Genomic DNA, 24396 nt, shown 5'->3' with positions numbered 1-24396 from the left:
TGGCCCGCAACCCAATAGGGTGCCGCCCGCGCCGGATGGACCCGGCACGGGCGGCGAGAGGTTGGCGCAGTTCAGCGCTGGTAGCGGACCGGGCCCATGTTGCGGGCCATCTCCTCCAGCCGGGCGACCCGCTGTTCCATCGGCGGGTGGGTGGCGAACATCGCCGCGACTCCACCGCCCTTGAAGGGGTTGGCGATCATCAGGTGGGCGGTGCTGGTGAGCTGCCCCTCGGCCGGCAGGGGCCGACGCTGGGCCCCCATGTGGATCTTCCGCAGCGCGCTGGCCAGGGCCAAGGGGTCACGGGTGAGTTCGGCCCCGGAGGCGTCCGCCTGGAACTCCCGGCTGCGGCTGATCGCCAACTGGATGATGCTCGCCGCGATCGGGCCCAGGATGATGGTGAGCAGCAGCACGATCGGGTTCGGGCTGTCCTCGTCGTTGCCGCCGAGCGGGATGAACAGGGCCAGGTTGGCCACCATGGTGATGATGCCGGCCAGGCCGGCGGCCACGCTGGAGATAAGGATGTCCCGGTTGTAGACGTGTGACAGCTCGTGGCCGATGACGCCCCGCAACTCCCGGTAGTCGAGCAGTTGGACGATTCCCTGGGTCACGCAGACCGCCGCGTTCTGCGGGTTACGGCCGGTGGCGAACGCGTTGGGCTGGGCGGTCGGGCTGATGTAGAGCCGGGGCATCGGCTGCCGCGCCTCGGCCGCCAACTCCCGCACCATGTGGTACAGCTCGGGGAACTGTGCCTCGCTGACCGGTTGCGCCCGCATCGAGCGCAGCGCCAGCTTGTCGGAGTAGAAGTAGGTGACACCGTTCATCACCAGCGAGATGACGACGGCGATGACCAGGCCGCCACTGCCGCCGAACCAGTAGCCCACCGCCAGGATCAGCGAGGTGAGCAGGCCGAGCAGCGCGGCGGTCTTCAGACGGTTGTGGTGCACGATCACTCCTTCGGTGCACGGATGCCTGGATCCGTTGACCGGTACAACAACCCGGTACCCGTCAACCATCCGTCTCATGACTGAGAGTTACCTGAATGACAGTCATGTTCGGGAATGAAACGGCAGGTCGGAGCGGATTCAGCTCCCGGTGAGATCAAGCACCAGTTGCGGTGCGAAGCCGACCAGCACGGCCAGGGCGGTCGCCACGGCCAGGGCGGCGGCCACCAGCCGGGCCGGCCGCACCGCCACCGCGGGGGTGCCGTGGGCCTTGTCGTTCGGGGCGCTGTCGGCCGGGGCGTACAGCAGGGCGGCGAAGCGCAGGTAGTAGGCCAGGCCGACTACCGCGTTCAGGGCCACCAGCAGGGCCAGCCAGGCCGCCTCCCCGCCGAGCAGCGACCGCACCACGGTCACCTTGGCGAACAACCCGGCCAGCCCGGGGGGCAGACCGGCCAGCCCGATCAGGGCGAAGGCCAGGCCCGTACCAACCCAGGGATGCCGCCGGGCCGCCCCGCGCAGGTCGTCCAACTGCCCGCCGTCCGCCCCGGCCGGGCGCAGGGCCACCACCCCGGCGAAGGCGGCCAACTCCAACAGCACGAAGAAGACGGCGTACGCCAGGGCGGCGGCGTACGCGGCGGAGCGGGCCTCGACATCGGCCAGGGCCAGGGCACCGAGGGGGGCCAGGATGTAGCCCGCCTGGGCCACCGAGGACCAGGCCAACAGCCGCACGGTACGCCGCTGACGCAGGGCCACCAGGTTGCCCACGGTCATGGTCAGCGCGGCGACCAGGGCCAGCACCGGCCCGGCGACACTGGGCGGCAGGGCGTGCTGCACCACGGCCAGCAGGGCTACCACCCCACCGAGCTTCGAGGCGGTCGACAGGTACGCGGCCACCGGCAGCGGGGCCCCGTCGTAGGTGGCCGGGGCCCAGGCGTGGAACGGCACCGCGGCCACCTTGAAGGCCAACCCGGCCAGCACCAGGGCCACCGCTACCGTGGTCAACGGCAGGTCCAGCAACTCCGAGCGGTCGGCCAGGATCACCCCCAGCCGTTCCAGGTGCAGGCTGCCGGTAGCCGCGTAGAGCAGCGCCGCGCCGAGCAGGGTCAGGGTGGTGGCCACCACGCTGACCACGAAGAAGGTCACCGCCGCCTCGGCACTGGCCAGGCTCCCCCGGCGCAGCCCGACCAGGACGTACAGCGGCAGGGTCAGGGCCTCCAGGGCCACGATCAGGGTGATCAGGTCCCCGGCCGCGCCGAGCACCACGCCACCGGTCATCGAGCAGGCCAGCAGGAAGCAGAACTCCCCCACCGGGGTCACCCCGTCGCGCAGCAGCGGCCTGGACAGCGCCAACACCCCGAGCACCAGCAGCGCCACCAGCCCGGCCACCAGGGCGGCCCGCCCACCGAAGACGTACGAGCAGTCGGCCCCGACGCAGAAGGTACGGCGTTCGCCTCCGGCCCCCACCGCGACGGCCGCGACGAGGGTGGCGAGTGCACCGGTGGCCGTGGCCACGATCGTCGCCGCCCGGCGGGCCAGCACCAGGTCGACCAGGAGCGCCAGCACGGCCGTCCCGGCGGCCAGGTACGCCGGCAGCAGCGCCACACTGTCGACGCTCTGCACCCTGCTCACGGCTGCCTCCCGTCGGCCCGGTCCCGGGTCGTCGTCATCGCAGGACCTCCACCAGGGCGGTCACCGGCGCCTCGGCGACACCCAGCACCAGGGTCGGTGCCAACCCGACGGCCAGGGCCAGCAGCACCAGCGGCGTCCAGGCGACCAGTTCGGCCCCGGCCAGCCCCGGTTTCAGCCCGGCCACCGCAGGGGTCGCGGGACCGTGGGTGACCTGCCGCAACAACCGCAGCAGGTACGCCGCCGTCAGTGCACCACCGAAGGCGGCCAGCACCGCCAGGGTGATCCACAGCGGGCCGCCCACCTCGACGGCGGCGACCACAGCGAACGCCTCCCCCCAGAACCCGGCCAGGCCGGGCAGCCCCAGCGAGGCGACCGCCGCGAAGGCCAGCAGCCCGGACAGCCGGGGGGCGGTCTCCCGCAACCCGGACAGGTCGCGCAGCGCCCCGGTGTGGGTCCGGTCCTTGATCGCCCCGGCCAGGAAGAACAGCAGGCCGGTGATGATGCCGTGGGCGACATTGCCGATCAGCGCCGCCTGGATGCCGGTGGCGGTCAGGGTGGCGATGCCGAGCAGCACGAACCCCATGTGCCCCACGCTGGAGTACGCGATGAGCCGCTTCAGCTCGGTCTGCGCCAGACACACCAGCGACCCGATCAGGATGGCCGCTACGGCCAGGACCCCCAGCACCGGTGCCGCCCAGCGGGCCCCTTCCGGGGCCACCCCGACGGCCATCCGGATCAGGCCGTAGGTGCCCATCTTGAGCAGCACCCCGGCGAGCAGCACACTGCCGACCGTGGGGGCCTGGGTGTGGGCGTCCGGCAGCCAGGAGTGCAGCGGCCAGAGCGGGCTCTTCACCGCGAAGGCCACCGCCAGCAGGGTGAAGGCGGCCAACTGGGTGCCCCGGGACAGCCCGGTGCCCCCGGTCAGCGTGACCATGTCGGCGGTACCGGCGGCGGCCACCACCACATAGACCCCGACCAGCAGCAGCACCGAGCCGAACAGGGTGTAGAGGGCGAACTTGCGGGCCGCCCGACGCCGCGCCGCCACCGCCGCCGGGTCGGTGCCGTCGCCACCCCAGCCGACGATGATCGCGTACATCGGCAGCAGGACGACCTCGAAGAAGAGGAAGAACAGCACCAGGTCCAGGGCCAGGAAGGTGCCCAGGATGCCGACCTCCACCACCAGCAGCAGGGCCACCAGGGCCCGTCCGCTGCCGCCGGGCGGCACCCGCCAGCAGGTGTACCCGCAGCAGAGCAGGGTGAGCAGGGCGGTCAGCACCACCAGGGGCCAGGAGATGCCGTCCACCCCCAGGTGGAACCGCAGGTCCAGGCCGGGCACCCAGGGCAGGTCCAAGGCGTGCCAGGGGCGTACCGCCGGTGGGGTCGCCGAGTAGGCGGTCCAGGTGCCGGACCGGTCGACGGCCAGAGCCAGGGCCGCCACCAGGGTCAGGGCGGCGGCCACCGTACCGGCCACCCGGGCGGGCAGGTCCCGGGGGATCACCGCCACCGCCAGGGCCCCGAGCACCGGCACCGCCAGGACCGCTACCAGCAGGAACTCACCTAGGCTCATCAGCAGGCTCCGATCCGCGAGGCCCGGCCCGTGCCCGCTCCGCGGCTCATCACATCGCTCCGATCAGGGTGACAGCCAGGGCGATCAGCAGCGCACCCCCGAGCACCGCGGCGACCGCGCGGGGCAGGGCCGACCGGTGCAGGGTGGCCAGGCCACCGCCCAGGGCAGCCGCACCCCGACCGGTGCCGGTGACCGCCCCGTCGACGACCCGCTCGTCGGCCACCCGTGCGGCCCGGCCGAGGGCGGCCGTGGGGCGTACCACCAGGGTGTGCTGGGCCTCGTCCAGGCGGAAGGCGCGGGCGAAGACCGGCCGCAGCGGGCCCAGCGCCGCCGCCGGGTCGGCGGCGGTGTCCCGACGCCAACCGGCCCAGGCCAGCCCGGCCCCGAGCAGCAGCAACGCCAGGGGCAGCAGGACGGTCGGGGTGAGGTGGATCAGACCCTCCGGGGGCAGCAGATCCGACACCCCCTCGGCGTCGACCGGGGTGGTGCGTTGCAGTTGGGTGGCGAACCAGCCGGGGAAGCCGGCCAGGCCGAGCAGGGCCGCCGGCACGGTCAACGCCAGCACCGGCCAACGCAGCAGGGCAGGCGGATCGTGCGGGTGGGCCGAGGGGGTGCGGAGGGCGCCGAAGAAGGTACGCAGCAGCAGCCGGGTGGCGTACCAGGCGGTGACGGCCACCCCGACCAGCCCGGCCAGCCAGACCAGCCAACCCACCCAGGCCGGGGCCGAACCCTCGCCGTGCAGGGCGGCCTCCTCGGCGGCGGCCAGCACCCCCTCCTTGCTCCAGAACCCGGAGAGCGGGGGCACCCCGGCCAGCGCGCCCAGCCCGATCAGGGTGCACCAGAAGGTGACCGGCATGGTGTGCCGCAGCCCGCCCATCCGGGACATCGCCGCGGTGCCCAGGGCATGGATGACCACCCCGGCGGCGAGGAACAGCAGGGCCTTGAAGGCGGCGTGGGTGAGCAGGTGGAACAGGGCGGCGGGCGGGGAGCCGACGGCCAGCGCCCCGGTCATGTAGCCGAGTTGGGAGACCGTCGACCACGCGAGTACCCGTTTGAGGTCGTCCTGGGCGGTGGCGGCCAGGGCCCCGAGCAGCAGGGTCACCGAGGCCATCACCCCGAGCACGGCCAGCACCGTGGGGGTGGCCTGGAACAGCGGCCACAGCCGGGTCAGGGCGTACACCCCGGCGGCCACCATGGTGGCGGCGTGGATCAGGGCGGAGATCGGGGTGGGGCCGGCCATCGCGTCCGGCAGCCAGGTGTGCAGCGGGAACTGGGCGCTCTTGCCGGCCACCCCGGCCAGTAGCAGCAGACCGGCGGCGGTCAGGGTGGTGGTGCCGTGGTCGTGGGCCAGCACCTCGGCGATCCGGAAGCTGCCCGCGGAGACGCCCAGCAGGGCGATGCCGAGCAGGAACCCGACGTCGCCGACCCGGGTAACCAGGAAGGCCTTCTGGGCGGCGGCCGGGGCCTGCGGCAGCCGCCGGTCATGGGCGATCAGCAGGTAGGAGCAGATGCCCATCACCTCCCAGCCGACCAGCAGCATGATCAGGTCCCCGGAGACCACCACCAGCAGCATGGCGGCGGTGAAGAGGCTGATCTGTGCCGCGTACGGCGGGTAGCGGTGGTCGACGTCCGTGTCGTCGTGCGGACCCCGGGCCAGGTAGCCGACGGAGTAGACCTGCACGGCCAGGGCCACGGCCGCCACCGCCACGGCTACCAGGGCGGCGGCGCCGTCCAGGCGTACCCCCAGGGTGACCGTGAGGTCGCCGAAGCGAATCCAGGTGGTCGAGGACTCCGCCGGGGCCTCCAGGGTCACCAGCAGGGCCACCGCCAACACCAGCGCTCCGGCCGCACCGGCCACCCCCAGGGCCACGGCCGCACGTCGGGCGGCACCCCGGCCGTCCGAGGCGCCGGGCCCGGCCGGTGGCAGCAGCAGGCCGCCGAGACCGGCGACCAGGGGTACGACCGGCAGCAGGACACCCAGCAGGGTCGTGGTGCTCACCGCTGACCCTCCCGCTCCAGCGGCACCTCGTCGACGGCGACACTGGCCCGCATCCGATAGAGCTGGAGCACGATCGCCAGCCCCACCCCGATCTCGGCCGCCGCCAACACGATCACGAAGAGGGCGAAGACCTGGCCACTGTGCGGCAGCAGGGCCCGGGTGGTGGTGTCCGCGGTGATCAGGATCAGGTTCACCGCGTTGAGCATCAGCTCGACCCCCATCAGCACCAGCACCGCGTTGCGTCGCCGCAGTACGCCGTACACTCCCAGGCCGAACAGCAGGGCGGCCGTGACGTACGGGATGACCGGTCTCACCGGGCTCCTCCCGCGCCATCCGAGCCGGTCCGCTCGGCCGGCTGGTCCTGGCCCTCCGCGGTGCGGCCGATGTCCGGGCGGGACAGCACGATCGCGCCGACCAGCGCGGACAGCAGCAGGATCGACAGCACCTCGAAGGGCAGCACCCAACTGGCGAAGACCTGCTCACCGATGCGCTCGGCGGTGCCCGCCTCGGGCAACTCCACCTTGGTCCAGCGGTACGCGTCGATCAGCAGGGCGGCCAGCCCCAGCCCGACCCCGCCGCCGATCAGGGCGGCCGGCCAGCCCGGACGGTCCAGATCGTCCGAGGCGCCGATCGGGGCGCGGGTCAGCATCACCGCGAACAGCAGCAGCACCACGACCGCGCCCACGTAGATCAGCACCTGCACCCAGGCCACCAGCTCGGCGGTGAGCACCAGATACATCCCGGCCACCGCCCCCAGACAGGTGACCAGGTAGAGCCCGGCGCGGACCAGGTGCCGGGTCGACACCACCAACACCCCGGACCCGACGGCCACCGCCCCCAGGGCGAGCAGCAGCGCGTCCGCCCCGGTCACTCGGAAGCACCTTCCCCGGGTGCCGGCTCGGGGCGTACCGGCGGGGCGGTCGGACGGGCGGCGGACGCGGCGGGGATCGCGGCCTTGCGCGCGGCGGCGGTCTCCTCCTTGGCGGGCTCACCGTTGGGGTCGTGCGCCGGTGGCGGCGGTACGGTCGCCATCCACTCGCCCAGGTGATCCTTGTCGTGCAGCAGATCCTTGATGTCGTACTCGGCGTACTCGAACTCCGGCGACCAGTAGAGGGCGTCGAAGGGGCAGACCTCGATGCAGATGCCGCAGTACATGCAGAGCGAGAAGTCGATGTCGAACCGGTCGAGCACGTTGCGCTGGCGGGGGCGGGCGGCGCCGGGCACCACCACCTCCTCCTTGTGCGAGTCGATGTAGATGCACCAGTCCGGACACTCCCGGGAGCAGAGCATGCAGACCGTGCAGTTCTCCTCCAGCAGGGCGATCACCCCACGTGAGCGGGGCGGCAGCTCGGGAGCCACGTCCGGATACTGCTGGGTGGTGGACCGCTTCGTCATCGTCTTGAGCGTGACCGCCAGCCCCTTGACCAGCCCGCTGCCCGGCACCCCCGCCGACTCGCCTCGCTCGCCGAGCCGATCGTCCGCTCGCTCACGCTCGCTCATGTCGAACATCCTGCCCTGTGGGCACGGCGCGCGCGACCACCACCCGGGCTCTGCCGTTAGTACCGTGACCACGGGGAGAGAGCGACACATCGGAAAGGACCCGTCAGATGACCGCCGCGCTGCACGACGGCCGACCACCGTCGGGCGAGTGGACGACGGACGACCTCGACGCCCTGCCCGACGACGGCCGCCGCCGCGAACTGCTCGATGGAGTGCTGCTCGTGTCCCCCTCCCCCGCCGCCCACCAGACCATCGCCATGCGCCTCGGCGTCGCGCTCGAAGCGGAGTGCCCGGACGAGTACGAGGTCACCCAGGGGGTCGAGGTGCGGATCAACCGCACCCGTTCCTTCATCCCGGACGTCCTGGTCATCACCGCACCGGCGGCCCAACGCCGACCCGCCCGGTACGAGCCGCACGAGGTGGTGCTAGCCGTCGAGATCGTCTCGCCGAGCACCCGCTCGATCGACCGGGTGCTCAAGCCGGCCCTCTACGCCCAGGCCGGCATCCCCTACTACTGGCGGATCGAGACCGATCCGGCCGGTCTCGTGGTGCACACCCACCGGATCGATCCGGTGCACGAGGTCTACACCGAGACCGGACGGTGGACCAAGTTCGTCGACACCGGTGAGCCCTTCCCGGTGAACCTGTCCGTGGCCCACCTGACGCCCAGGTACCTCTGACGGGCCCGGGTAGTCGCCCGATCTTCGTCGCCTCCGTCGATCTTCCGCTCCTTCTGCCCGGCCAGTGGGCTAAGTGTCGGCCATGATGGGAGCGGCATGGCAGGCGGCACAGGCAAGGAGCAGGGCGATGATGGTGGAAAACGACCCGGGCCAGAGACAGACCGGCGGAAAGTACGTGGAGCCGGGAGGTGAGTTCAACCGGGACCAGAACTACATCACCACCCGGATCACCGCCGACGGGCGGGACGGCTATCCGGTGGAGCCCGGACGGTACCGGCTGGTGGTCAGCCGGGCCTGTCCCTGGGCGAACCGGCTGATCATCGTACGGCGGCTGTTGGGGTTGGAATCGGTGCTGTCGATGGGCATCACCGGGCCCACCCACGACGCGCGGAGCTGGACCTTCGACCTGGACCAGGGCGGGCGGGACCCGGTGCTCGGCATCGAGCGCATCCAGGAGGCCTACTTCGCCCGCTACCCCGACTATCCGCGCGGGATCACCGTGCCGGCCATCGTGGATGTGCCGACCGGGCAGGTGGTGACCAACGACTACGCCCAGATGAGCCTGGACCTGTCCACCGAGTGGACCGCGCACCATCGGCCCGGTGCCCCCGATCTGTATCCCGAGCACCTGCGGGCCGAGATCGACGAGGTCAACGCGGTGGTCTTCCGCGATGTCAACAACGGGGTGTACCGGTGCGGCTTCGCCGGCAGCCAGGAGGCGTACGACAAGGCGTACCACCGGCTCTTCGACCGGCTGGACTGGCTCAGCGAGCGGCTGGCCGGGCAGCGTTACCTGGTCGGTGACACCATCACCGAGGCCGACATCCGGCTGTTCACCACCCTGGTCCGCTTCGATCCGGTGTACCACGGGCACTTCAAGTGCAACCGGCAGAAGCTGACCGAGATGCCGGTGCTGTGGGCGTACGCCCGGGATCTGTTCACCACCCCCGGCTTCGGCGACACGGTCGACTTCGACCACATCAAGCGGCACTACTACGAGGTGCACCGGGACATCAACCCGACCGGGGTCGTGCCCTTGGGCCCCGACCTGTCGAACTGGCTGACCCCACACGGCCGGGAAGCCCTCGGCGGCCGCCCCTTCGGCGACGGCACTCCCCCACCACCCCCCATCGACCCGGTAGACCCCACTCACACCCCCCTCCCGTAAACCCCGACCCACGCCCTCCGCGCGCCCCCACACCCCACCCTCAGCCCCGCGATCTTGCACATTGTGTCGCCGCGAATGGGGCAAAAGCCACAGAAGAGCGACCAAAAGTGCAAGATCGCGGGGGCGAGAGCGGGCGGGGGCGGGGGTGGGGGTGGGGGGTGGGGGGTGCGCGGGGGGTTAGAGGGTTAGGCGGATGGTGGCGGTCAGGACCAGTTGGGCCAGGGCGGTGGGGACGAGGATCAGCCAGCAGAGGCGTTGGAGTTGGTCCTCGCGCAGGCGGGGGAACGAGACCCGCATCCAGATGATCACGAAGCTGACGGCGGCGACCTTGAGCAGGGTCCAGAGCCAGCCGAGTTGGGCGTCGGCGAAGGGGCCCTGCCAGCCGCCGAGGAACAGCACCGTGGTCAGCGCGGCGATCACCACTATGCCGACGTACTCGGCGAGCAGCAGGAAGGCGAAACGCAGGCCGGTGTACTCGGTCAGGTAGCCGAAGACCAGTTCCGAGTCGGCCACCGGCATGTCGAACGGCGGTCGGCGGATCTCGGCCAGCCCGGCCAGGAAGAAGACCACCATGGCGGGGGCCTGCCAGATCAGCCACCAGGGCTGCCACGCCTCGACGATGCCGGACAGGCTGAGGGTGCCGGCGGCCATCGCCACCGAGGCGGCGGCCAGCACCAGCGGCAGTTCGTAGCCGAGCAGTTGGGCGGCCCCGCGTACCCCGCCGAGCAGGCTGTACTTGTTGGCGGAGGCCCAGGCCGACATCAACACCGCCAGCACACCCACCCCGACCACCGCGAGCACGAAGAACAGACCGATGTCCAGGGGCTGCCCCACCAGGTCGTTCGGGCCCAGGGGGATGACCAGCAGAGCCAGCAGGTACGGCACCAGGGCCACCGCCGGAGCCAGCCGGAACACCGGCCGGTCGGCCGCGCGGGGGGTGATGTCCTCCTTCTGTACGAACTTGACCCCGTCGGCGACGAGCTGTGCCCAGCCGTGGAACCCACCGGCGTACATCGGCCCCAGCCGCCCCTGCATGTGGGCCATCACCTTGTGTTCGGCCTGCCCCACCAGCAGTGGCAGCACGAGGAAGGCGACCACCACGCCGCCGATCCGGATCACCAGCTCCAGCCACAGTGGCATCAGGTCGTACCTTCCTCCTCAGGCTGCCCGCCCTCGGCCGGGGGCGCCGGGTCGCCGGGCGGGGCCGCGGCGGCGGGTGCCACCGGGGCCGGGCGTTCCCGGGGCGGTCGTTCGCGGGCCGGCCGGGCCGGGGTGCCGCCGCGCGGCCCTTCCCCGACGCCACCGGCACCGGCCGGGGTCGGGGTGGTCCCCCACTCGCCCGGTGCCGGTACCCCGGGTGGCCGGATCGGTCGTCGGCCACCTCCGGCCTCGGACTCGCCCGGTTCCTTCGCCCCGGGCCAGGGCTTGGCCACCCGGGAGGCGAGCACGAACTCCTTGCGCAGCGGATGCCCCTCGAACTCCGGGGGCAGCAGCAGCGGCAGCAGGCCGTCGTGCCCGGCGAAGTCGATGCCGAACATCTCGTGGGTCTCCCGCTCGTGCCAGGCGGCACCCGGATAGACCGACACCACCGAGTCGATCGTCGGGGTCGCCCGGGGCACCCGCGCCCGCAGCAGCAGACCGTGCCGGTGGGTGGTCGACCAGAGGTGGGCCACCACGTCGAACCCCTCGGCCAGCTCGTCCACCGCGGAGAGCCAGTCGAAGAAGTCGCAGGCCAGCTCGGTGTCGTCCCGCGCGGCCAGCAGCGCCGCCCGCCAGGCCGAGGGGGGTACGTCGACCGTGGCCCGGGCGTGTGCCTGACCTCCGGAAACCGTAGCGGTGGCCTCGACGGGTGCGAGCAGCGTGACAAGGCGCCGGCCGGCCTCTTCCGGTGTCATGGCACTGATCCTATGGCCGTACCCGGCCCGACGCGCCGCCCCGGTGTGATGCCGACACCACGCGGCCGGGTGGAGATACCCGCTTTGCCGGCGGGGGTCGACCCGCGCGCAGCAGGATGGGGCCGTGCGCGCTGTCACCGTGATTCCCGGGGTGCCCGGCTCCCTGCGGCTGCTTGAGGACTACCCGGAGCCGACCACCGAGGAGGGGTCGATCCTGGTGGAGGCCCTGGCGGTGGGGATCTGCGGCACGGACATGGAGATCATCGAGGGCAAGTACGGTGAGGCCCCGCCCGGTCATGATCATCTGGTGCTCGGGCACGAGTCGCTGGGCCGGGTGATCGAGGACTCGACCGGCACCCTGCAACCCGGCGATCTGGTGGCCGGGATCGTCCGGCATCCCGATCCGGTGCCCTGCCCGAACTGCGCGGTCGACGAGTGGGACATGTGCCGCAACGGGTTGTTCACCGAGCACGGCATCAAGGCCCTGCCCGGCTTCGCCCGGCAACGCTGGCGGCTCCAGCCCCGCTTCGCCGTCGGACTGGACCCGGCCCTGGGCGAGGTGGGGGTGCTGCTGGAACCGACGAGTGTGGTGGTCAAGGCGTGGGACCACATCTTCCGCATGGGTCAGCGGGCGCAGTGGCAGCCGCGTACCGCGTTGATCACCGGTGCCGGTCCGATCGGCCTGCTGGCCGCCCTGCTGGCCAGCCAGCGTGGTCTGGACGTCCATGTGCTCGACCTGGTCACCGAGGGTCCCAAGCCGGCGCTGGCCAGTGCCCTGGGGGCCACCTACCATGCCGGCTCGATCGACCAGCTGGACTTCACACCGGATGTCATCGTCGAGTGCACCGGCGCACCGGCGGTCGTCCTCGAAGCGATGTACAAGGTCGCCCCCGCCGGGATCGTCTGCCTGGCCGGGGTCTCCAGCGGGGGCCGGACGGTAGACCTCGACGCCGGCTCCCTCAACCGCACCCTGGTCCTGGAGAACAACGTGGTGTTCGGCTCCGTCAACGCCAACCGGCGGCACTGGAACGCCGCCGCCGAGGCGCTGTCCCAGGCCGACCAGTCCTGGCTGGCCTCGTTGATCACCCGCCGGGTGCCGCTGTCGGAGTACGCCTCGGCGTACTCCCCCGGCCCGCAGGACATCAAGGTGATCCTCGACTTCACCTCCTGACCGGCCGGGGGAGGCTACGCCTCAGAGACCCGGCAACCTGCCGTTGCGGAACAGGTCGACGAAGAGCTGGTGATCCTGGCGGGCCCGAATGCCGTACGCGTGGGCGAAGTCGACCAGGTGCGCGACGAAGCCCGCGGGGTCGGCGGCCACCACGGCGACGATCGCCTCCTCGGTGGAGTAGTCGACCAGGTCGTGGCTGGACTCGTCGTCGGCCACCGAGTGCATCCGGGCGACCGCCCGACCCAGGTCGGCCAGCACCCCGGCCAGTTCCTCGGGTTCGTTGACGTCGGCCCAGTCCAGGTCGGCGGCGTACGGGGAGACCTCGGCGACCAGTTGGCCCACCCCGTCCAGCTCGGTGTAGCCCACCCAGGGATCGGCGTGCGCCTGAAGGGCCCGCTGCGACTCGGCGGTGCGGTGGCCCTGGTGCCGGAAGTAGCCACGGACCCCTTCGTCGTCGACATGTCGGGCCACCGCCGGCACCTGAGCCTGCTTCATGTAGATCACGACGTCGTTCTCCAACGCCTGGGTGTGCCCCTCCAGCAGCAGGTTGTACGACGGCAGACCGGCCGAGCCGATGCCCACCCCCTTACGCAGCACCACGTCCTTGATCTGGGTGGCCAGCGGGCGGGCCTGCGCGGTGGCCGCCGGCAGGGTGTCCAGGTAGGCCTCGAAGGCGGCACAGACCCTGGCCCGCACCTCCCCGTCGATCTCGTACACCCCGTCGCGCAGGGAGAACCGCCGCTCGTACGCGTCGATGGTGGTCTGCTCCCGCAGCAGATCGACCCGGGTGTTGAGCCGGGCCTGCTGGAGTACCCGGCGCAGCACCCCGTCGGCGTTGTCCAGGGTGATCGACCCGATGGCGTCGTCACCGCCCTCGGCGATGGCCCGCAGCTCGGTCAGGTAGCTCTCCGCGAAACCGGTCACCAGCTCGCTGATCACCCGGTCGGAGAGGGCCTTGGTGTAGCCGATCAGGGCCACGCTGGCGACGAAGCGCCGCAGGTCCCAGGTGAAGGGCCCGACGTAGGCCTCGTCGAAGTCGTTGACGTTGAACACCAGTTGGCCGGAGCCGTTCATGTACGTGCCGAAGTTCTCCGCGTGCAGGTCCCCGTGGATCCACACCCGACTGGTCTGGGCGTCGAGGTAGCGGTCGTCGGCGAAGTCGCCGCGCTGGTCGGCGTAGAAGAGACTGGCACTGCCCCGGTAGAAGGCGAACGGGGAGGCGGCCATCTTGCGGAACTTGCGTCGGAAGGCTGCCGGGTCGAGCGCCATCAACGCGCCGAACTCCTGGGCCAGCACCTCGACGATGAAGGCGGAACGTTTCTCCGCGGCATCGGTCATGATCCGTACGCTAATCCCCGGCCGCCACCGCACCGTCCAACGACGCGGCGGCGCCCCGGTACGCCGGAGGTCAGGTGCCCGGCGGGCGTACCGGCGGGGCGGTGAGCGAGGCGGTGGAGCGGGGCGCCGTGCCCTCGGCGGAGGGCGCGTCGGTGGGCGAGGCCAGCGGGTCCGGGCGGGACACCCCGCCGGGGCCGGACTGCTCCGCGGCGATCTTCTCCTGAAGGCGCAGGATGCCGTGCAGCAGGGCCTCCGGTCGAGGCGGGCAACCCGGCACGTAGACGTCGACCGGGATGATCTGGTCGACCCCCTTGGTCACCGAGTAGGAGTCCCAGTAGGGGCCGCCGCAGTTGGAGCAGGCCCCGAAGGAGATGACGTACTTCGGTTCGGGCATCTGGTCGTACAGCCGCTTGATGGCCGGGGCCATCTTGTCGGTGACCGTGCCGGAGACCACCATCAAATCGGCCTGGCGGGGACCGTGCGCGAACGGGATGACACCCAGCCGCATGAAGTCGTGCCGGGACATGCTGGTGGCGATGAACTCGATGGCGCAGCAGGCCAACCCGAAGTTGAAGACCCAGAGCGAGTACCGCCGGCCCCAGTTCAGCACGAACCGGATCGGCTCGCCGAGCACCGCCGGCAGCTGCACGATCGCCCCCTTCCCGTTCCTCGACAGTCAACCACAGCCCTTCCGGTAAGGAAGGGCCCCCTGTTAACGCCTGGCGTTGTACAGGGGACCCCTCCTAACAGCGGGGGGTCAGTACGACGGGCGTTGCAGCAGACTGACGAACTCGACGAGCAGCCGCTCACGCAACGCCGGTGGCGCGGCGTCCAGCAAAGTGTTCACCGGCGCCATCCGCTCCGGCAGCCCCGCGCCGGCCCCTGGCCCGCCCGCGCCGGGACCGCCTGTGCCGGGACCGCCTGTGCCGAGGCCCAGGCCGGCGGCCAGGTTCGCTACCAGGTCGGCGGTGAGGGTCTCCGGGGAGAGGGCGCCGGCCAGGGCCAGCAGTTCCGGGGGCAGAGGGACCGGCCCGGCGGCAGCGGCCGCCGCTACCGCCTCGGCCAGGTCGGCGGCGAACTCGGCCGCCCGGGGGGCCACCGCAGCGGTCACCGTCAGGTGCACACTGCGCGGCAGTCCGGCGTACCGGAGCTGGGGTTGGGTGTGCCAGCCCCGGGCCGCCAGCTCGTCCACCAGGACGAACAGGTCCGGCCCGGAGTCCGTGGCGGTGAAGCAGACCACTGTCGACTCCGGCTCGGCGACCAGCCGCAACCCGTCGACTCCGCGTACGGCCTCGGCCAGCACCCGCACGGCCTGGCGGGTCCGCCGGGTCAACTCCAGGTAGCCCTCGTCACCCAGGTGCCGCAGGGTCGCGTACGCGGCCGCGATCGGTCCGCCCGAGCGGGTGGAGGAGATCACCGGGTTGATCATCGTGTATCCGGGCCAGTCGGCGTACGCGAAGTACTGCGGTGCCCGCAGGGCCGGATCGCGGTGCAGCAGCACCGAGACCCCCTTCGGGGCGTACGCGTACTTGTGCAGGTCCACCGAGATCGAGGTGACCCCGGGTACGGCGAAGTCGAAGTCGGGCACCGGCTCGCCGAGACGACGCAGGTAGGGCAGGGTCCAGCCGCCGAAGCAGGCGTCGACGTGGCACCGTACCCCCGCTACGGCGGCCGCCTCGGCGATCTGGGCTACCGGGTCGATGACCCCGTGGGCGTACGAGGGGGCGGAGCAGACCACCAGGACCGTGTCGGGGCGGATCGCGGCGGCGATGTCGGCGACCGCCGGTCGCAGGGTGTCCGGGTCGATCGGCACCGCATCGACCTGGACCCGCAGGTAGTGCGCCGCCTTGGCGAAGGCCGCGTGCGCGCTGGTCGGCACCACGATGCGCGGTGCGGTGATCTCCGGCCGGGCGTCCCGGGCCGCCTTCACGGCCAGGATCAGCGACTCCGTGCCGCCGCCGGTGATGCTGCCGACCACCTCCGGGGCACTGGTGCCGGGCCCACCGTTCAGTAGCCGGGCCGCCGCTCCGACCAGCGCGTTCTCCATCGCCAGCAGGGACGGGAAGGCGGTCGGGTCCAGTCCGTTGACATGGGCGCTCTCCGCGTACGCGGCGGCAGCCAACTCGTCCAACCCGGGCACCCCCGGGTCGTACACATAGGCGAACAACCGCCCCCCGTGCGTGGGCCGATCCAACCCCCGCAGCTCCCGGATCTCCCCCAACACCCGCTCCGCGGCCACCCCATGCACGGGCAGCGCCCCCGCTTCTTCGTCGATCATGGAGTTTTGGTCTCCTCTTCGTGCTGGTTCGCACCTTTAGTCCCGACGGAAAGTGCATGATCGACGGGAGAAAGGGCGGGGGTGGGGGTGGGAGGGGTGGTTAGGCGGGCTTGGGTCAGGTCGTAGGGGCGGAGGAGGAGGGTGGCCAGGGCTATCAGGAGGGCGGGGAGGAGGGTGAAGCCGAGCAGGACGCCTAGGCGGGCGGTGTCGGATTGGGGGGCGGAGGTGCCGGTGGTGGAGGAGACGTAGCCGGTCAGGGCGAGCACCAGACCGTAGATGCCAGGACCCAGGGCCAGGCCGAAGGTCTCCCCGGCGGTCCACAGGCCGGTGAAGACCCCGGCCTGACGGCGGCCGGTACGGGCGGTGTCGTACGCGATGCAGTCCGGGAGCATGGCCAGCGCGAACACCTGCTGCCCGGCGTACCCGACCCCGATCGACGCGACCAGCAGGTAGATCACGGCGGCGGGGAGCAGCGGCGCGGCTACCAGCGCCAGCCCACCGCCCGCCAGGATCAGGGAGGCGATCACCAGCCCGGCGAGCTTGCCCAGTCGGGCACCCACCCGCGACCAGAGCGGCATCACCACCAGGGCGGGCCCGACGAAGCAGGCGAACAGCAGGGTGGGGCCGGTCTTGGAGTCACGCAGGATCTGGTCGGCGAAGTACTGCACCCCGGCGAGGATCGTCGCCACCCCGGCGGACTGCACCACGAAGCAGAGCAGCAGCACCCGGAACGGCCGGTTGCGGCCGGCCACCGCGAGTTGGACGCGCAGGCTGGGTTCACTCTCGGCGACCACCTGCTGGGGAGCGGACCGGGTGCCCAGGAAGGCACCGACCGCACCGAGGGCGATCAGGGCGGCGACGAAGACCCCCATCCAGCGGTGTCCCGGCACCCCACCCCCGGCGGCGTCCCGGACCAGGGGGGCCACCGCGCCGGAGACCAGGATGGCCAGCGCCAGCACCGCGATCCGCCAGGTCATCATCCGGGTACGTTCGGCGTAGTCGCTGGTCAACTCGGCCGGCATGGCCACGTACGGCACCTGGAAGAAGGCGAAGGCGGTCGCCGTGGCCAGGAAGGCGACAGCGACGTACGCCCCGGCGGCCGGCCCGGCACCGAAGGGGGCGGCGAAGATCGACCCGAAGAGTACGGCCAGGGCCAGTCCACCGATGAGCAGGTACGGCCGGCGGGCACCCCAGCGGGAGCGGGTCCGATCCGAGATCCGCCCGGCCACCGGGTTGACCAGCACGTCCCACGCCTTCGGCAGGAGCACCAGCAGGGCCGCCACGCCGGCGGCCACCCCCAGGGTGTCGGTGAGGTACGGCAGCAGCAACAGCCCCGGTACGGTGCCGAAGGCCCCGGTGGCCAGCGAGCCTAGGGCGTAACCGGCGTGCACTTTGCGCGGCAGGGCCGCGGCGGCGCCACTGGGCGGTGCGGTCATGGCGCCGAATCGTACTCAGATTATGGCTCTCGTCACATCCCCTCGGTCGGCCACCAACTGGCCGCCCGCATGTCCACCCGGTCCTGGCGCATCGGCGTGCCCTCGGCCAGCCACCGCGCTCGCGCCTGCGCCGCCAACTGCGGCGGCATCGCCCCGGCCGCGTTGACGACCCGGTGCCAGCCGACCGCCCCACCGTGCCGGGCCATGATCGCCCCGACCAGTCGGGCGGAGGCCCGACCCGAACGCTCGGACAGGGCGTCGGCCACCGCCCCGTACGACATCACCCGACCAGGGGGAATCCGGTCAACGAGGTCCAGAACCGCCTCGACGTACTCCTCAGGGGTCACGACCAGCCAGAGTATGGGAACGCCGAGGGGAGTCCCAAGGACGACAGCGCAGAATAGGCGGGTGCGCGACGCGGTAACCACGGCCCGGCGGGTCGTCGTCAAGATCGGATCTTCCTCGTTGACCACCGCCACCGGCGGTCTGGACGACGAGCGGCTCGACGCGCTGGTCGACGCCCTCGACACGCGTACGGTCGACGGCCGCGAGGTGGTGCTCGTCTCCTCCGGCGCGATCGCCGCCGGTCTCGCGCCGCTCGGGCTGGCCCGGCGACCCCGCGACCTGGCCACCCAGCAGGCCGCGGCCAGCGTCGGGCAGGGCCTGCTGATCGGGCGGTACGCCGCCGCCTTCGCCCGGCACGGTCGCACCGTAGGGCAGGTGCTGCTGACGGTCGACGACGTGACCCGGCGGGCCCACTACCGCAACGCGTACCGCACCCTGCGCAAACTGCTCGACCTGCGGGCCGTACCGATCGTCAACGAGAACGACACCGTGGCCACCCAGGAGATCCGGTTCGGTGACAACGACCGGCTGGCCGCCCTGGTGGCTGCCCTGGTCGACGCCGACCTGCTGGTGCTGCTCTCCGACGTCGACGCCCTCTGGACGGGCAACCCGGCCCGACCCGGTGCCCGCCGCATCGCCGAGGTACGTGACGAGTCCGACCTGGCCGGAGTCGACATCGGCGGCACCGGCCGTTCCGGGGTAGGCACCGGCGGCATGGTGACCAAGGTCGAGGCGGCCCGCATCGCCACCGGGTTCGGCATCCCGGTCGTGCTGACCTCCGCCGCCCAGGCCGTGGCGGCGCTCTCCGGTGAGCCGGTCGGCACCTTCTTCCACCCCAGTCCCCGACGGCCGGCGGCCCGCCTGTTCTGGCTGGCCCACGCCACCTCCCCCCGGGGACGGCTGCACCTGGACCCGGGTGCGGTGGCCGCCGTGGTGGGCCGACGCAAGTCCCTGCTGCCGGCCGGGATCACCGCCGTGGACGGGGCCTTCACCGCCGGTGACCCGGTCGACCTGGTCGACGACGACGGCGCCCCGGTCGCCCGAGGGCTGGTCAACTACGACGCGGTCGAGCTGCCCGGCCTGCTGGGACGCTCCACCTCCGACCTCGCCGCGGCGCTGGGCCCGGCGTACGAACGGGAGGTCGTCCACCGCGACGACCTGGTACTGCTGTAGAAGCCGGTAAGGAGGGGCACCTTATTAACGCGTGGCGTATTAAAAGGGCCCCCTCCTAACACTTGAGGAGCATGGGATGAACGTTAGCGAGCAGGCGCGTCGGGCGCGGATCGCGGCGGAGACACTGGCGACGGCGACGCGTACCGCCAAGGATGCCGCGCTGAACGCGATGGCCGATGCGCTGTTGGCGCGTACCCCCGAGATCCTCGCCGCGAACGCCGCGGACCTGGCGGCCGGACGCGAAGCCGGGCTGAGCGCGGCCGTGCTGGACCGGCTCGCCCTCGACGAGGGCCGGATGGCCGGCATCGCGGACGCCCTGCGGCAGATGGCCGCCCTGCCCGACCCGGTGGGTGAGGTGGTACGCGGCTCGACCCTGCCCAACGGGCTGGAACTGCGGCAGATCCGGGTGCCCTTCGGGGTGGTCGGCATCATCTACGAGGGACGGCCGAACGTCACCGTGGACGCCGCCGGCATCTGCCTGAAGTCCGGAAACGCGGCCCTGCTGCGCGGTTCCTCCTCGGCCGCGCACTCCAACGCCGCGCTGGTCGCGGTGCTGCGGGACGCGATCGTCGGTGCCGGCCTGCCGGCGGACGCGGTGCAACTGCTCGACTCCAGCACCCGCGACTCCGTCAAGGAACTGATGCGGGCCCGGGGCCTGGTGGACGTGCTGATCCCGCGCGGCGGGGCGTCACTGATCCGGGCCGTGGTCGAGGAGTCCACCGTGCCGGTGATCGAGACCGGGGTGGGCAACTGCCACGTCTACGTGGACGCCGCCGCCGACCTGTCGATGGCCCTGTCCATCGCCCTGAACGCCAAGACGCAGCGGCTGTCTACCTGCAACACCGCGGAGTCCCTGCTGGTGCACGCGGCCGTCGCCGACGACTTCCTGCCGGCGATGCTGACCGCCTTCGCCGAGGCCGGGGTCACCGTGCACGGCGATGCCCGGACGGCCACCTACTCCGAGGCCGTGGTCCCGGCCACCGAGGAGGACTTCACCACCGAGTACCTCTCCGCGGACATCTCGGTCGCCGTCGTCGACTCCCTCGACGCGGCGGTCGCACACATCCGGCAGTACGGCACCGGCCACACCGAGGCCATCGTCACCGACTCCCAGGCGGCCGCCCGGGAGTTCGTGGCCCGGGTCGACTCAGCCGCGGTGATGGTGAACGCCTCGACCCGGTTCACCGACGGCGGCGAGTTCGGCTTCGGCGCGGAGATCGGCATCTCCACCCAGAAGCTGCACGCCCGAGGCCCCATGGCCCTACCCGAACTCACCAGCACCAAGTACGTGGTAACCGGCACCGGCCACCTCCGCTAAACCCACCCCACCCCCGCCCTCACCCCGCGCCCGCGCCCCTGCCCCGCCCCCGCGATCTTGCACTTTTGGTCGCCAATTCGCCCCGATATGCCGGCTTTGCCCCGACCGAAAGTGCAAGATCGCGGGAGGTGAGGGCTCGCGGCGTCGTGGGGGCGCGGGGCGGGCGGCGCTCGGGGAGGGTGGTGGGGGGTCAGCGGAAGGCGCGGATTACGGCGAGGGTGGTGTGTACGTCGAACTGGTGGCCGTCGTCGCTGGTCCAGCCGCCGTCGCTGCGTTGGGTCTCGGCCAGTCGGCGGCGGGCCGCCACCAGGGTCCACTCCTGCTCGTCGACGCCGACCCGACGCAGGGTCGAGGCCAGCCAGGCCGCGTCGGCGGGTGAGGCCTGCGGGAGACGCTCGGCGAGCACGGCCTTGATCCGCGCCGACTCGTAGAACAGCTGCTGGCGGTGCAGTACCGCTGCGGTCAGCCAGCCGGTGGCCAGGAAGGACGGCCAACTGCCGTCGGGGTTGAGGTGGGCGGCCAGCGCCTGCCCCGCGGCCTGCACCACCCCGGCGTACGCCCCACCGACCCGGTGGTCCAGCGGCCCGGCGGCGCGGGCGTCCAGCCCGGCCACGGTGAGCCAGAAGGCCGCGTTGGCGGTCAGGTAGAGCCGGGCCTCCGGGTCTCCCGGCCGGGCCCACTCCGGGGCCACCTCGGCCAGGGCCTCGTCCTCCTCCCAGCAGCCGTCCCGCTGCTGGGCGGCGGCCAGCCAGTCCAGGGCCCGGCGGGCGGCCGGGCGGCTGAGGGCGCCCAGGTCGTCCAGTTCGGCGAGGCGGAAGCAGGTGGCGTCGACCGACGCGATCTCGTCGCCCCAGGAGGCCGGCCAGCCTCCGCCCAGGGTCTGCCCGACCTCGGCGCTGTCGAGCGTCTCGGGTGACGGCGGCGCGCCGGTACGCAGCCAGGAGAGGCGGGCACGTTCCACCGCGTCCCCGTGTGCCACCACGAACCCGATCGCGGCGTCGATGTCGACCACGGCGGTCAGGCTACCGGCGCATACGTGATCTCGCCTCGGCGAATCGGGCAGCCGACATCGGCCCGGACGGCAGGTGTGAGCAGGGCGTTGCGGCGGATGTTAAGAAGGGACCCCTGCTCTACCGGAGGCGTTAAGAAGGGGCCCTTCCTTACACCCTCAGTAGGTCGGGAGGGAGGGGTCGATCTGCTTGATCCAGGAGAGCACCCCGCCCTGCACGTGCACGGCGTCGCGGAAGCCGGCCGCCTTGAGCGCGGCCAGGGCCTCGGCGGAGCGGACCCCGGACTTGCAGTGCAGCACGACCTGCTTGTCCTGCGGCAGCTTGGACAGCGCCTCCCCGGAGAGGATCTCGCCCTTGGGGATCAGGGTGGCGCCGGGGATGCGGACGATCTCGTACTCGGCCGGCTCCCGGACGTCGACCAGGAAGATGTCCTTGCCGGCGTCCTGCCACTCCTTCAGCTCGGCGGCGGTGATGGTGGCGTCGACCACGGCCTCCTGGGCCTCGACGGACACCGCGCCGCAGAAGTCCTCGTAGTCCTCCATCAGGTCGGTCAGGGTCGGGTTCTCGCCGCAGAGCACGCAGTTCGGGTCCTTGCGGACCTTGATCTTGCGGTAGCTCATCTCCAGGGCGTCGTAGACCATCAGCCGGCCGACCAGCGGCTCACCGACACCGGCGAGCAGCTTGATCGCCTCGTTGACCTGGATCGAACCGATCGAGGCGCAGAGCACACCGAGCACCCCGCCCTCGGCGCAGGAGGGGACCATGCCGGGCGGCGGGGGCTCCGGGTAGAGGCAGCGGTAGCAGGGACCGTGCTCGGCCCAGAACACCGAGGCCTGGCCGTCGAACCGGTAGATCGACCCCCAGACGTACGGCTTGCCGAGCAGCACCGCCGCGTCGTTGACCATGTAACGGGTGGCGAAGTTGTCCGTACCGTCGACGATCAGGTCGTACTGGGCGAAGATCTCGCGGACGTTGTCCCGGTCCAGGGCGGTGTTGTGGATCTCCACGTTGACCAGGGGGTTGATCTCGCGGATGCTCGCCGCGGCCGACTCGGCCTTGGAGCGGCCGATGTCGGAGACCCCGTGGATGATCTGCCGCTGGAGGTTCGACTCGTCGACGGTGTCGAAGTCGATGATGCCCAGGGTGCCGACCCCGGCGGCGGCCAGGTACATCAGGGCGGGGGAACCGAGGCCACCGGCGCCGACGCAGAGCACCCGGGCGTTCTTCAGCCGCTTCTGACCGGTCACCCCGACATCCGGAATGATCAGGTGACGGGAGTAGCGACGGATCTCGTCAACGGTCAGCTCGGCGGCGGGTTCGACGAGCGGGGGCAACGACACGGTGAACTCCCCGGAATCGATGGCGGACAACCGGGCCATTGTTGCTCGCCGACATGGCCGTCGGCCATGAGCGGGGACACGTAGCCCGGCATACGGGAGCGGGAATAACCGGGGACCGGCCGGCGGGCGGGTCAGACACCCCAGGAGCTGAGGTGTCAAGCTGCGGCGGTTAGCTCACGGTGTGACCAGGCAGTGTTCTTGTCGTAGACGGTGGTGGTTTTGAGGCAGCCGTGGAGGATTCCGACGAGGCGGTTGCCGACCTGGCGTAGGGCGGCGTTGTGGCCGATGTCGCGGGCGCGGAGTTCGTCGTAGTAGGCGCGGCTGCCGGGGTCGTGCAGGACCGCGGCGCTGGCCTGCATGTGTAAGGCGTCGACGAGGCGATCGTTGTGGATGAACCGGGCGTGGACGGTCTTGGATTTGCCGGACTGGCGGGTGATCGGTGCGGTGCCGGCGTAGTTCTTGCGGGACTTGGCGCTGGCGTAGCGGCCTGCCGCGTCGCCGAACTCTGCGAGCACCCGGGCGCCGAGGATGACGCCGATGCCGGGCTGGCTGAGGTAGACCTCAGCGTCCGGGTGCTGGCCAAAATGGGCCTCGACCTGCCCTTCGAGGGTGCGGATCTCGGTGTTGAGGGTTTGCAGGACTGCGACGGTGGCGCGGACGGTGGCCGCGTAGGCGCCGGCGACGATGTCGGCCTGGCCCAGGTGTTCGGTGCGCAGGGCCCGCTGTATCGCGGCGGCCTTGGCCGGAATGTCCCGGCGGCGGGCCTTGTTCAACACGGCGCTGATCTGCCCGATGGTCAGCTTCGCCGCCGCGGCGGGCGTGGGCGCCTTGGCCAGCAGTTCGAGAGCGTCGGCGCCCGTGAGCGTCAACACCTGGTAGGCGGCCAGCGCGGCCGGGAAGTAGTCACGCAGTGCCGCCCGTAGCCGCAGCATGTGCCGGGTGCGTTCCCAGATCAGCGTCTGGTGGGCCCGGGCCACGACCTTGACTGCCTCGGCGATGTCGGAGTCCGCAGCGACCTGGCGCAGCTGGTGGCGACAGGTCCGGACCATGTCGGCCAGGGTGTGCGCGTCGGCCTTGTCGCTCTTGGCTCCGGACAATGACAGCAGCTCACGGTGCCGGGCTGCCTGTTTCGGGTTCACCCCGTAGACCTGGTAGCCAGCCGCGATCAGGGCCCGTACCCACGGGCCGCGGTCGGTCTCGATGCAGACGAGGACATCCGACGGTTTCGCGTCCTCAGGCAGGAACCGGGCGACGAGCTCATGGAACCGGGCCATCCCGTCCACGCCCTCAGACAGCCGGGCGGTGCGCATCGCCCGGCCATGTTCGTCCTGTACCTCCACATCGTGGTGGTCTTCGGCCCAATCGTCACCCACGAACAGCACTACATGCCTCCGCTGCGTCACGGCTCCCATGTCAGCAGCCCGCGGAAGACCTCAGCGCCCTAATGGACCAGTGCTCACGCCAACGTTCTCGGCAGGCACGACACCCCATCAGCCATCCGTCTCCCGACCACGAGCGGGGGCACGGTCTGACCCTAGGACTCGACATCGGTCCAGGGGATGAAAGTGCTCACCCGCCCGCGGCTACCAGGCACCGAGTCTGCCAACG

Annotated in this window: 21 protein-coding genes and 1 pseudogene; 5 read left to right on the top strand and 17 right to left on the bottom strand. The window is 71.6% G+C overall.

Features of this window, described 5'->3' with window-relative positions; all coding sequences use genetic code 11:
* Window positions 1–71: 71 nt before the first annotated feature.
* The 7 genes from htpX to OIE53_RS25465 form a co-directional block, all read right to left on the bottom strand.
* Complete coding sequence (gene htpX, locus OIE53_RS25495) at window positions 72–944, bottom strand: zinc metalloprotease HtpX (protein ID WP_327024006.1); 873 nt, start codon at window positions 942–944, stop codon at window positions 72–74.
* A 138-nt stretch (window positions 945–1082) separates the two neighbouring features.
* Window positions 1083–2570, bottom strand: coding sequence for an NADH-quinone oxidoreductase subunit N (locus tag OIE53_RS25490; RefSeq protein ID WP_327024005.1), 1488 nt, complete (start codon window positions 2568–2570; stop codon window positions 1083–1085).
* Window positions 2571–2604: 34 nt separating this feature from the next.
* The gene (locus OIE53_RS25485; protein WP_327024004.1) at window positions 2605–4137 is read right to left on the bottom strand and encodes a complex I subunit 4 family protein; all 1533 of its coding nucleotides are present in this window, start codon (window positions 4135–4137) and stop codon (window positions 2605–2607) included.
* 49 nt (window positions 4138–4186) lie between these two features.
* Window positions 4187–6136 carry an NADH-quinone oxidoreductase subunit 5 family protein gene (locus OIE53_RS25480; protein WP_327024003.1) on the bottom strand — a complete coding sequence of 650 codons (1950 nt, stop codon included), beginning with the start codon at window positions 6134–6136 and terminating at the stop codon, window positions 4187–4189.
* Window positions 6133–6450: an NADH-quinone oxidoreductase subunit NuoK gene (gene nuoK / locus OIE53_RS25475; RefSeq protein WP_327024002.1), complete on the bottom strand. Its 318-nt coding sequence runs from the start codon at window positions 6448–6450 to the stop codon at window positions 6133–6135. Before nuoK ends, OIE53_RS25480 begins: the two co-directional genes overlap by 4 nt.
* On the bottom strand, window positions 6447–7007 hold the full coding sequence (locus OIE53_RS25470) for an NADH-quinone oxidoreductase subunit J family protein (protein WP_327024001.1): 561 nt from the start codon (window positions 7005–7007) through the stop codon (window positions 6447–6449). The genes nuoK and OIE53_RS25470 overlap by 4 nt, the downstream gene beginning before the upstream one ends.
* Window positions 7004–7636 carry a NuoI/complex I 23 kDa subunit family protein gene (locus OIE53_RS25465; protein ID WP_327024000.1) on the bottom strand — a complete coding sequence of 211 codons (633 nt, stop codon included), beginning with the start codon at window positions 7634–7636 and terminating at the stop codon, window positions 7004–7006. Before OIE53_RS25465 ends, OIE53_RS25470 begins: the two co-directional genes overlap by 4 nt.
* A gap of 107 nt (window positions 7637–7743) precedes the next feature.
* Here OIE53_RS25465 and OIE53_RS25460 point away from each other — a divergent pair, with 107 nt between their 5' ends.
* A complete protein-coding gene (locus OIE53_RS25460) occupies window positions 7744–8316 on the top strand; it encodes a Uma2 family endonuclease (RefSeq protein ID WP_327023999.1) in 573 nt (190 codons plus the stop codon).
* A gap of 127 nt (window positions 8317–8443) precedes the next feature.
* The gene (locus OIE53_RS25455; protein ID WP_327023998.1) at window positions 8444–9484 is read left to right on the top strand and encodes a glutathione S-transferase family protein; all 1041 of its coding nucleotides are present in this window, start codon (window positions 8444–8446) and stop codon (window positions 9482–9484) included.
* A 177-nt stretch (window positions 9485–9661) separates the two neighbouring features.
* On the opposite strand, the gene OIE53_RS25450 is transcribed toward OIE53_RS25455, so the two are convergent.
* Together OIE53_RS25450 and OIE53_RS25445 are read right to left on the bottom strand one after the other, a co-directional pair.
* Entirely contained in the window at window positions 9662–10624 is a 963-nt protein-coding gene (locus OIE53_RS25450; RefSeq protein ID WP_327023997.1) for a complex I subunit 1/NuoH family protein, read from the bottom strand.
* On the bottom strand, window positions 10624–11379 hold the full coding sequence (locus OIE53_RS25445; RefSeq protein ID WP_327023996.1) for an NADH-quinone oxidoreductase subunit C: 756 nt from the start codon (window positions 11377–11379) through the stop codon (window positions 10624–10626). Before OIE53_RS25445 ends, OIE53_RS25450 begins: the two co-directional genes overlap by 1 nt.
* A 124-nt stretch (window positions 11380–11503) precedes the next feature.
* Here OIE53_RS25445 and OIE53_RS25440 point away from each other — a divergent pair, with 124 nt between their 5' ends.
* On the top strand, window positions 11504–12550 hold the full coding sequence (locus tag OIE53_RS25440) for a glucose 1-dehydrogenase (protein ID WP_327023995.1): 1047 nt from the start codon (window positions 11504–11506) through the stop codon (window positions 12548–12550).
* A gap of 21 nt (window positions 12551–12571) precedes the next feature.
* Here the strand turns inward: OIE53_RS25440 and OIE53_RS25435 are convergent, their stop codons facing one another.
* The 5 genes from OIE53_RS25435 to OIE53_RS25415 form a co-directional block, all read right to left on the bottom strand.
* Entirely contained in the window at window positions 12572–13888 is a 1317-nt protein-coding gene (locus OIE53_RS25435) for a DUF2252 domain-containing protein (RefSeq protein WP_327023994.1), read from the bottom strand.
* Window positions 13889–13958: 70 nt separating this feature from the next.
* Window positions 13959–14537 (bottom strand): NADH-quinone oxidoreductase subunit B, encoded by a 579-nt coding sequence (locus OIE53_RS25430; protein WP_327023993.1) that lies wholly within the window; start codon window positions 14535–14537, stop codon window positions 13959–13961.
* A gap of 108 nt (window positions 14538–14645) precedes the next feature.
* On the bottom strand, window positions 14646–16166 hold the full coding sequence (locus tag OIE53_RS25425; protein ID WP_327023992.1) for a pyridoxal phosphate-dependent decarboxylase family protein: 1521 nt from the start codon (window positions 16164–16166) through the stop codon (window positions 14646–14648).
* On the bottom strand, window positions 16163–17602 hold the full coding sequence (locus OIE53_RS25420; RefSeq protein WP_327023991.1) for an MFS transporter: 1440 nt from the start codon (window positions 17600–17602) through the stop codon (window positions 16163–16165). The genes OIE53_RS25425 and OIE53_RS25420 overlap by 4 nt, the downstream gene beginning before the upstream one ends.
* Before the next feature lie 32 nt (window positions 17603–17634).
* Window positions 17635–17949, bottom strand: coding sequence for an MGMT family protein (locus OIE53_RS25415; RefSeq protein ID WP_327023990.1), 315 nt, complete (start codon window positions 17947–17949; stop codon window positions 17635–17637).
* A 13-nt stretch (window positions 17950–17962) separates the two neighbouring features.
* Between OIE53_RS25415 and proB the strand changes: the two genes are divergently transcribed.
* Complete coding sequence (gene proB / locus OIE53_RS25410) at window positions 17963–19120, top strand: glutamate 5-kinase (protein WP_327023989.1); 1158 nt, start codon at window positions 17963–17965, stop codon at window positions 19118–19120.
* A gap of 76 nt (window positions 19121–19196) precedes the next feature.
* Window positions 19197–20438: a glutamate-5-semialdehyde dehydrogenase gene (locus OIE53_RS25405; RefSeq protein ID WP_327023988.1), complete on the top strand. Its 1242-nt coding sequence runs from the start codon at window positions 19197–19199 to the stop codon at window positions 20436–20438.
* Between the two features lie 190 nt (window positions 20439–20628).
* On the opposite strand, the gene OIE53_RS25400 is transcribed toward OIE53_RS25405, so the two are convergent.
* The 3 genes and pseudogenes from OIE53_RS25400 to OIE53_RS25390 all read right to left on the bottom strand — a co-directional run bounded on the left by OIE53_RS25400 (window position 20629) and on the right by OIE53_RS25390 (window position 24170).
* Window positions 20629–21450: a prenyltransferase/squalene oxidase repeat-containing protein gene (locus OIE53_RS25400; protein ID WP_327023987.1), complete on the bottom strand. Its 822-nt coding sequence runs from the start codon at window positions 21448–21450 to the stop codon at window positions 20629–20631.
* Window positions 21451–21606: 156 nt separating this feature from the next.
* A pseudogene (gene moeZ / locus OIE53_RS25395) lies at window positions 21607–22856 on the bottom strand (adenylyltransferase/sulfurtransferase MoeZ).
* An 87-nt stretch (window positions 22857–22943) separates the two neighbouring features.
* Window positions 22944–24170, bottom strand: coding sequence for an IS110 family transposase (locus OIE53_RS25390; RefSeq protein ID WP_327027412.1), 1227 nt, complete (start codon window positions 24168–24170; stop codon window positions 22944–22946).
* Between the last annotated feature and the right edge of the window lie 226 nt (window positions 24171–24396).

The sequence above is a fragment of the Micromonospora sp. NBC_01739 genome, from assembly GCF_035920385.1.
Taxonomy (GTDB): domain Bacteria; phylum Actinomycetota; class Actinomycetes; order Mycobacteriales; family Micromonosporaceae; genus Micromonospora.
The sequence above is the reverse complement of the archived record's forward strand: the minus strand, read 5'-3'. Positions and strand labels throughout refer to the sequence as shown.